This window comes from Actinosynnema sp. (assembly GCF_052038725.1).
In genome coordinates this window covers 1-2,359 of record NZ_JBQGCX010000508.1, presented here as the reverse complement: position 1 = coordinate 2,359, position 2,359 = coordinate 1, and the positions used below count along the sequence as shown (strand labels likewise).

Annotated in this window: 3 protein-coding genes; 2 read left to right on the top strand and 1 reads right to left on the bottom strand. The window is 77.5% G+C overall.

Translation table 11 applies throughout. From position 1 onward, the window contains the following. A partial coding sequence (locus ACTUAL_RS10140; protein WP_440900092.1) for a flavin-containing monooxygenase occupies positions 1 to 1,196 on the bottom strand: 1,196 nt, incomplete at its 3' end. 74 nt (positions 1,197 to 1,270) lie between these two features. Here ACTUAL_RS10140 and ACTUAL_RS10135 point away from each other — a divergent pair. Both ACTUAL_RS10135 and ACTUAL_RS10130 read left to right on the top strand, forming a co-directional pair. Next, entirely contained in the window at positions 1,271 to 2,113 is an 843-nt protein-coding gene (locus ACTUAL_RS10135) for an SDR family NAD(P)-dependent oxidoreductase (protein ID WP_440900091.1), read from the top strand. Positions 2,114 to 2,169: 56 nt separating this feature from the next. Beyond that, on the top strand, positions 2,170 to 2,359 hold a 190-nt coding region (locus ACTUAL_RS10130; RefSeq protein WP_440900090.1), incomplete at its 3' end, for a hypothetical protein.

Here is a 2,359-nt window from a genome sequence, read left to right as displayed (position 1 = left end):
GTGTAGCCGATGCAGACCGCGAAGTTCGGCAGCCCCGTCACCATCGCGCCGTGCCACACCACCTGCTCGGCGAGGTCCACCTCGACCCCGTCCACGCGCAGCGTCGTCCCGCCGACGGCCAGCAGCCGCAGGCCCGTCGCCGTCACCAGCACGTCGGCGGGCAGCGTCCGTCCCGACGCGAGCTCGACCCCGTCGGGCACCACGCGGGCGACCCGGTCGGTCACCACCTCGGCCCGCCCCGAGCGCACGGCCGCGAACAGGTCCCCGTCCGGCGCCGCGCACAGCCGCTGGTCCCACGGGTCGTAGGTCGGCGTGAAGTGCTCCGCCACCGTCGTGCGGTCCCCGCCCAGGTGCCGCACCGCCGCGCCCGTCAGCAGCCGCCGCGCCGCCCCGGGGAAGCGTCGGGTCAGCCCGTACGTGCCGACCTGGCGCAGCACGTTGCGGGTCCGCACCAGCCGGTGCGCGAGGGCCGCGGGCAGCACCCGACCGAGACGGCGGGCCGTGCGGTCGGTGCCCGGCACCGCCGCGACCCACGTGGGGGAGCTCTGCAGCATCGTGACGTGCGCGGCGCCCTGCTCGGGGCCCAGCAGGGCCGGGACCAGGGTCACCGCGGTGGCGCCGGAGCCCACCACCACGACCCGGCGGTCGCGGACGTCGAGGTCGGCCGGCCACGCCTGCGGGTGCACGAGCGGCCCCGCGAAGTCCGCCAGCCCGGGGATGTCGGGGGTGTGCGGGCGCGCGTAGTCGTAGTAGCCGGCGCAGCTGTACAGGAACCCGCACGTCATGGTGCGCTCGCGGCCGTCGCGCGGGTCGCGCACCGTGAGCGTCCAAAGCGCGCCCGCGGTGTCGAAGTCGGCGGCCACGACCTGCTGGGAGTACCGCACGAGCCCCGCGACGCCGAGCTCGGCGGCGGTGTCCTCGACGTAGGCGAGGATCGAGGGCCCGTCCGCGAGCGCCCGCTCGCCCGGCCACGGCCGGAACGCGTACCCGAGGGTGTGCATGTCGGAGTCGGAGCGGACGCCGGGGTAGCGGAACAGGTCCCACGTGCCGCCCATGCGCTCCCGCGCCTCCAGCACCACCAGCGTCCGCCCCGGGTGCGCGGTGCGCAGGCGGTGCGCCGCGCCGACCCCGGACAGGCCCGCCCCCACCACCACGACGTCGGCGTGCTCGCTCGCCTCGCCCGGGTGCCCGCTCACCCGGCCAGTGTCGCCCGCGGGGCACCATGGGCCGCACCCGCCCCCGACCACGCGCCGAACCACAGGAGCCCGACGTGCCGCTTCCGCCCTTCGTCTTCGACGGCGCCCGCGCGGTCCTGACCGGCGCCGCCAGCGGCATCGGGGAGCAGCTCGCCGTCGGCCTCGCCGCCCGCGGCGCGCACCTGCTGCTCGTCGACGTCGACGCCGACCGGCTCGACGTCGTCGCCGGGCGCCGGCGGGCCCAGCTTTGGCAGGTGCAGGTCGTCTCCGTGGTCGTCGCCCACGCCGACCCCGACGCCGTCGAGGCGCTCGCCGCCCGGGTCCTCGGCCGCTTCCCGCGCGTCGACCTGCTCCTCAACAACGCCGGCGTCGCGGTCGGCGGGTCGTTCACCGACCTGTCCGCCGCGGAGTTCGACCGGGTGCAGGCGGTCAACTTCCGTGCCCCGGTGGCGCTGTGCCGGGGGCTGCTCGTGCCCGGCGCGCTCGGCCGCGGCGCGCACGTGGTGAACGTGTCCAGCGTGTTCGGGATCGTCGGCCCGCCGGGGCAGTCGGCGTACTCGGCGAGCAAGTTCGCGCTGCGCGGGTTCACCGAGGTGCTGCGCCACGAGCTGCGCCCGCTCGGGATCGGCGTCACGAGCGTGCACCCGGGCGGGGTCCGCACCCGCATCGCCACCAGCGCCCGCCCGGCGGCGTCGCTGGACGCGGCCGAGGCCGAGCGCGGCCGCGCCGCGGCGGACCGGGTGCTCACCTACCCCGCCGGCAGGGCTGCCGAGCGCATCCTCGACGGCGTGCGCCGGCGCCGGCCCCGCGTGCTGGTCGCGGTCACCGCGGTGCTGCCGGACCTGCTCGTGCGGCTGCTGCCCGGCCGGTACTGGTCGGTGATGCGGGTGCTGGCCCCCCGGGACCTGCGCGGCTGAACGGGCAGGATGGTCGCGGGGGCCACCGCCCCGCACCGCGACCGAGAGGGGAACCCGTGTCGATCCGCCAGCGCGTGCTCGTAGGGGGCGCCGCGGTCCTGCTCGTCGGCGGGGCCGGCGTCGGCGGGTACGTCGCCACCGCCCCGCGGTACGCCCCCACCGAGGTCGAGGTGGTCGACACCGCCGACATCCTCTACGAGCCCGACCTGCGCGCCGGGGTGGAGGACGTCCGCTTCCACGCACCCA